The sequence below is a fragment of the Streptomyces sp. ICN903 genome (genome assembly GCF_022015835.1).
GTDB lineage: Bacteria > Actinomycetota > Actinomycetes > Streptomycetales > Streptomycetaceae > Streptomyces > Streptomyces fenghuangensis.
The window spans coordinates 1-5,828 of record NZ_JAKMAY010000327.1 but is presented as its reverse complement, the minus strand read 5'-3'; the positions used below and the strand labels follow the sequence as shown (position 1 = coordinate 5,828).

5 protein-coding genes are annotated in these 5,828 nt (G+C 76.0%); 3 read left to right on the top strand and 2 right to left on the bottom strand.

The genetic code is table 11. The features are described from left to right. Positions 1–3 precede the first annotated feature (3 nt). Positions 4–663 (top strand): DUF2064 domain-containing protein, encoded by a 660-nt coding sequence (locus L7D48_RS24610; RefSeq protein ID WP_237882608.1) that lies wholly within the window; start codon positions 4–6, stop codon positions 661–663. Between the two features lie 128 nt (positions 664–791). Beyond that, the gene (locus L7D48_RS24605; protein WP_237882606.1) at positions 792–1,514 is read left to right on the top strand and encodes a methyltransferase domain-containing protein; all 723 of its coding nucleotides are present in this window, start codon (positions 792–794) and stop codon (positions 1,512–1,514) included. A 105-nt stretch (positions 1,515–1,619) separates the two neighbouring features. Here L7D48_RS24605 and L7D48_RS24600 read toward each other — a convergent pair whose 3' ends face one another. Beyond that, complete coding sequence (locus L7D48_RS24600; protein ID WP_237882604.1) at positions 1,620–3,032, bottom strand: hypothetical protein; 1,413 nt, start codon at positions 3,030–3,032, stop codon at positions 1,620–1,622. Between the two features lie 182 nt (positions 3,033–3,214). On the opposite strand from L7D48_RS24600, the gene L7D48_RS24595 reads away from it, so the two are divergent. Beyond that, positions 3,215–4,195 carry an alpha/beta fold hydrolase gene (locus L7D48_RS24595; RefSeq protein ID WP_237882602.1) on the top strand — a complete coding sequence of 327 codons (981 nt, stop codon included), beginning with the start codon at positions 3,215–3,217 and terminating at the stop codon, positions 4,193–4,195. 146 nt (positions 4,196–4,341) lie between these two features. Here L7D48_RS24595 and L7D48_RS24590 read toward each other — a convergent pair whose 3' ends face one another. Then, the gene (locus tag L7D48_RS24590; RefSeq protein ID WP_237882600.1) at positions 4,342–5,607 is read right to left on the bottom strand and encodes a sugar ABC transporter substrate-binding protein; all 1,266 of its coding nucleotides are present in this window, start codon (positions 5,605–5,607) and stop codon (positions 4,342–4,344) included. Between the last annotated feature and the right edge of the window lie 221 nt (positions 5,608–5,828).

Below are 5,828 nucleotides of genomic sequence, written 5' to 3'. Positions count from 1 at the left end.
CCGGTGAGCCCTCCCCGCCGCGCCCCGGAGGCGGGGGCGACGCTGCTGGTGATCGCGAAGGAGCCGGTGCCGGGCCGGGTCAAGACCCGCCTCACCCCGCCCTTCACCCCCGTGGAGGCGGCCAGGCTGGCCGAGGCGGCGCTCGCCGACACCCTGGCGGTGGTGGCGGCCCTGCCCGCCCGCCGCCGGGTGCTGGTCCTGGACGGCCGCCCCGGCCCCTGGCTGCCGGACGGCTACGAGGTGCTGCCGCAGGGCGAGGGCGGGCTGGACGAACGGATCGCGGCGGCCTTCGGCGCATGCCGCGGCCCCGCCCTGCTGGTGGGCATGGACACCCCGCAGCTCACCGCCGGCCTGCTGGCCCCGGCGCTCGCGCCGGACGCCTGGGAGGGCCGCGCCGCCTGGTTCGGCCCGGCCGCCGACGGCGGCTTCTGGGCGCTGGGTCTGGCCGACCCCGACCCCGGACTGGTGCGCGGCGTGCCGATGTCCACCGACCGCACCGGTGAGCTTCAGCGGCGGCGGCTGCTGGAGGCAGGGCTGACCGTGCGCGACCTGCCGGTGCTGCGGGACGTGGACACCGCCGAGGACGCCGCCGAGGTCGCGGCCCGCACCCGGGGCCGCTTCGCCGCCGAACACGCCCGGCTGCGGCAGGCGGTGGCCCGGTGACCGCCTCTCCGACCCCTCCGGCCTCCCCGGTCTCGCGTCCGCGGGTCGGGCAGGCAGGGCGGGTCGGGCAGGCAGGGCGGGTCGCGGAACCGGCCGAGCCCGCCGCGTCCGCCGATCCCGCCGGGGCCGTGCCGCTCCGGCACCCCTGGCGCGCCGACCCGTACACCCGCGCGCTGCGCACCGGACGCGGCCCCCTCTTCCTGCGCGGACCCGGGAGCCGTCGGCTGCCGCTGGACGTCGAGCGCTGGTGCGCCCGGGCGGACGAGGCCGACTGGACGGTGCTGCGGCGCTGCACCGGCGCCGTGCTCGACATCGGCTGCGGGCCGGGGAGGCTGGTCGCCGCCCTGGCCGGGCTGGGCCGGCCGGCCATGGGTGTCGACACCGCGCCGGCCGCCGTCGGCCGCACCCGCGAGCGGGGCGGGGCCGCGCTGTGCCGCTCGGTGTTCGACCCGCTGCCGGACGAGGGGTGCTGGGGCAGTGCCCTGCTGATCGACGGCAACATCGGCGTGGGCGGGGACCCGGCCGCCCTCCTGGCCCGGGTTCGCGAACTGCTGGCCCCCGGCGGGCTGCTGCTGGCCGAGGCGGCGCCGGCGGACATCGAGGAGAGGTTCCAGGCGAGACTGGACGACGGGAGGCGGCCGCACCCCGGGCGGCCCGCGCCCTCCTTTCCCTGGGCCCGGCTGGGCCGAAGCGCCCTGCGGGCCCGCGCGGAGGAGGAGGGCTGGACGGTGGAGGAGGAGTGGAGCGCCGGCGGCCGCGTCTTCCTCGGCCTGCGCGCCGCCGTCCGGGTCCCCGCCGCCGATGCCCCACCACCCGGCCGCGAGCGCACGCGGCCGGGCGGCGGAACGTAGGGCGGACCGGGCGGCGACGGCGGCGTGACGGGGCCGGACCGGACCGGGCCGGACCGGACCGGGCCGGACCGGGCCGGACCGGGCCGGGGCGAGGGTTCCGCGGCGTCACCAGCCGGTGAACAGCAGGTGGTTGACGGTCAGTGCCACGGCCGCCTGGGCCGCCAGCCACCAGCGGCGAGCGGAGGCGGGCAGCAGGGCCGCGGCCGGCAGCAGCCACAGTGTGAACGGCAGCCAGATGCGCTCGGTCTCGGCCTTGCTCATCCCCGACAGGTCCGCCGCCAGCACCGCGCACAACGCGCCCGCCAGCAGCACCACCAGCGCGCCGCGCCGCAGCTCGGCGGCCCGCCGCAGCCCGGCCACCACGGCGAGCCCCACCACCGGGACCTGCGCCGCGAGGTTGGCCCACACGTAGTAGGCGTATGGCCGCACTCCCGCCGCGCCCTGGTAGTAACGCTCGACCAGGGTGGTGTAGCCCTCGTACCACCAGAAGCCGGCGGCGGTGAAGACGACCGCGCAGGGGAGCATGCCCAGCAGGACGTACGGCACGGGCCGGGCGGTGCGGGCCGCGACCAGTACGGCCAGCGCGACCGCCGCCATCAGCGTCAGCCCGTAGGAGAGGTAGGCCAGCCAGCCGAACAGCACGCCCGAGCCCAGCGCGGCGGTGCGCGGCGCGCGGGAGGCGCCGGTGGCCGACAGGGCCAGCAGGGCGACGGCCCACGCGGCGACGGCGGTGAAGTAGCCGTCCGCCGAGACGGCCGTCCACACGACGGACGGGGCGAGCACCAGGAAGGGCGCCGCACGCCGGGCCGTCCCCTCCCCGCACAGCGCCCGCAGCGCCACCAGCACCGCCACCGCGGCCGACGTGCCGATCGTGACGCACCACAGCGCGGCCCAGGCGCCGCCGCCGAGCCCGATCCGGTCCAGTCCGACGAAGGTCAGCAGCGCGCCCGGGGGGTGGCCGGCGACATGGGCGGGCCAGTTGTCGGGGGAGTCCATCAGGATGCGGTCGGTGAAGGTGCGCAGTGTCGCACCGATGTCGTGGACGTCGCCGACGGACCGGAGGTACTCGTACTTCGTCGTCAGCCGACCGGCCGCTCCCCGGTCCCAGCCGTCCACCAGCGCCAGCGACCACGCCCAGGCCATCGCACCGCCCCAGGCGGCCGGCAGCAGGTGCCGCCAGGGCAGCCGGCGGGCCAGCGGCGGGCCGTAGGCGACGGTGAGGACGGCGAGGCAGAGGGCGGCGGGCGTGCCCGGGCCGGTGTGGGGCAGCCAGCGCGCGTACAGCGGGGGCCACCGCAGCCGCAGGATCTCGGAGTCGTACAGGAGGTGGCCGACGAGCGCGGCCAGGGCGAACAGGGCCGCGGCCGCGCCGGCCGCGTACAGGTCCCGGCGCGGGCCGCGTGCTCCGGGGGGCGGAAGCGGGCGCGGTTCCGGTTCCGGTTCCGGGCCCGGGTAGGGAGCCGGAAGCGGGGCATCAGGCGGAGGAGCGCTTTCCGGACGGGTGGGAGGGGTGCTCATCCGGATCACGCTAGGCCGGGGCAGGACGTCCGGGACCGTGTCGCGGCCGGAGGTCACCGGGCTGCCGGACCCGTCCGGCCCACGGTGGGGCGGATACCGTTGACCGGGGCCCGGGCGGAACGTAGGTTCTCCTGGAGAAAGCGCTTTCTATCGCCTGTCGCTACGAGGGGACGGACATCCGCATGCCGCTGACCGATCTTCCGCTGGAGGAACTGCGCGCCTACCGGCCCGAGGTGGCCGAGCCCGCGGACTTCGACGCCTTCTGGTCCAAGACGCTCACCGCCGCCCGCGCCGCGGCGACCGGGCCGGCGGAGTACCGGCGGGTCGAGGACGCGCCGCTGAGCACCGTCGAGGTGTTCGACGTGCGCTTCCCCGGCTGGGACGGCCAGCCCGTCGCGGCCTGGCTGATCCTGCCGCGCGGTGCGGACGGGCCGCTGCCGGCGGTGGTCAACTACATCGGCTACAGCGGCGGCCGCGGCCTGTACATCGAGCACCTGCTGTGGAGCGCGGCGGGCTACGCCACCCTCGTCGTCGACAGCCGGGGGCAGGGCCACGACACCCCCGACCCGGACCCGGACACCACCCCGCAGTACGTCGGCGGCTTCATGACCCGCGGCCTGGACGACCCCGCCCACCACTACTACCGGCGGCTGATGGCCGACTGCGTGCGCGCCGTGGACGCCGTGCGCGAGCACCCGGCGGTGGACCCGGACCGGGTGGTGGCCGCCGGCGGCAGCCAGGGCGGCGGACTGGCCCTGGCCGTGGCCGGTCTGGCACCGGAGAAGGTGGCGGCGGCGCTGGTGGACGTGCCCTTCCTGTGCCACTTCCGGCGCGGCGCCGAACTGGCCGCGGCCGGCCCGTACCCGGAGATCGCCCACTACCTCGGGGTGCACCAGCGCACCGACCCCGAGGCCGTCTTCGCCACACTGAACTACTTCGACGGCCTGCACTTCGCGCGCCGCGCCACCGCTCCCGCGCTGTTCAGCGTGGGCCTGATGGACCCGGTCTGCCCGCCGTCGACCGTCTTCGCCGCCTACCACCGCTACGCGGGGGAGGACAAGGACATCAGGGTGTGGCACTTCGGCGACCACGCCGGAGGCCGCTCCTCGCAGCAGCAGGAGCAGCTGCTGTGGCTGCGCGGGCGCGGCCTGGCGTCCGCCTGACCCCCGGCCGCCCGGCTCCATGGCCCCGTGATCCCGGGCGGCGGGCCCGGCGCCCCGACTCCGGCACCCGGCTCCGGTGCGGAGCGGGGCGCCGGGGTGCCGGCGGCCGGTGGCGTACGGCCGGTCGACGGCCGGCCGGTCGTGCGTCAGCCGCGCCCGTCCAGGATCGCGGTGATCCGCCGGGACGCCTCGCGCGCCGCCTCCTTCGGGTCGGCGCCGCGCAGCACCCGCGTCTGGTAGGCCTTGATCGGGTTGTCCGCCTCCAGGCGGCCCCACCGCGGCGAGTTGGGGGTGGCACGCCCGTTGCGGGCGCCCTTCGCCATCGCCGCGGCGCCGGGGTCGTCCTCCAGCGCGTCGGCCAGCTCGGTGCTGTTTGGCACCACGCTCATCGTCTGGGCCAGCTTGCGCTGCCACTTCTCGCCGGTCAGCAGCTTGACGAAGGAGTACGCCGCGTCCGGCTCGGCGGCCCGCTCGGGGATGATCAGCACCGAACCGCCGGTGAAGACCGCGCCCGGCTTCCCGGCCTCCTTGCCGGGGATCGGGAAGAAGCCGAGCCTGCCCGCCAGTTCGGGGTTCTTCTCGACGATCAGCTCCGCGGCGCCGGGCACGTCGATGATCTGGGCGATCTCGTTCCCGGCGAAGAACTCGCGCTGCTCCGGCCTGGACTCGTCGGAGTCCACGGGGCCCCGGCCGTGGGACTGGAGCTCCTTGTAGAACTCCATGCCGCGCAGCGCCTCGGGGGTGTCGAGCGCGCCGGCCCACCGGCCGCTGCGCTCGACGGCGAGGTCCCCGCCCTCGTCCCAGATGAAGCCCGCCAGCACGTACCAGTTCTGCCCCGGCAGGTAGATGCCCTGCTGTCCGGGCCCGTCGAGCCGGGAGGTGGCCTCGATCCACTCCTCGCGGGTGGCGGGCGGCTCGGTGATCCCGGCCTGGTCGAAGAGGTCCTTGCGGTAGATGACGACGCGGTTGGCGGCGTAGAAGGGGACGCCGTACTGGTACCCGTCGATCTTCCCCGGCTCCTCCAGCCCGGGAACCCAGTGGTCGCCGCCGAGGTCGAAGACCTTGATGGTGAGGTTGGAGACCCCGCCGGTCTCCACGTACTGGGCGACCTGGGTGTTGCCCACCTCGATCACGTCGGGCGCGTCGCCGGAGCCGAGGGCCGCGGTGACCTTCTTGTCGATCCCCGGCCAGTCCTGGACGGTGACCTTCACCTCCACACCGGGATTGCGCCGCTCGAAGTCCCGGACGGCGGCGTCGGTGAGTTCGCCGGAGAGGCTGCCCCGCATCAGCCAGACGTCGAGGGTCCGGTCCCGGTCCTGGTCGCCGGTGTCGGCGAAGGCGCCGCATCCGCTCAGCAGCAGTGCGGCGGACAGGGCGGAGGCGAGGAGGCGGAAAGGGCGACGGACGGGCATGGCTGTCCCCTGGAAGGTTGCCGACGGTACGGGCGTGGGGGGAGCGAGCGTGGGGTCTGCACAGGTTTGGCATAGACCAACTGGGGAGTCAAGGTCTAGTCCACAGAAGTCTTGGATAAACCGGTTCGGAAGGCCTTTCGTGATCACGGGGTGACCGAAGGGTGATCGAGGCGCCGGACGCGGGGTGCCGGGCTCCGGGCCCGGCCGGAGGGGAGGGGGAG

What these genes read in the sequence shown, in the direction of transcription:
- L7D48_RS24595 (WP_237882602.1), top strand. Translation starts at nt 3,215, where the DNA reads ATGCCGCTGACCGATCTTCCGCTGGAGGAACTGCGCGCCTACCGGCCC.
- L7D48_RS24600 (WP_237882604.1), bottom strand. Translation starts at nt 3,032, where the DNA reads ATGAGCACCCCTCCCACCCGTCCGGAAAGCGCTCCTCCGCCTGATGCC.
- L7D48_RS24590 (WP_237882600.1), bottom strand. Translation starts at nt 5,607, where the DNA reads ATGCCCGTCCGTCGCCCTTTCCGCCTCCTCGCCTCCGCCCTGTCCGCC.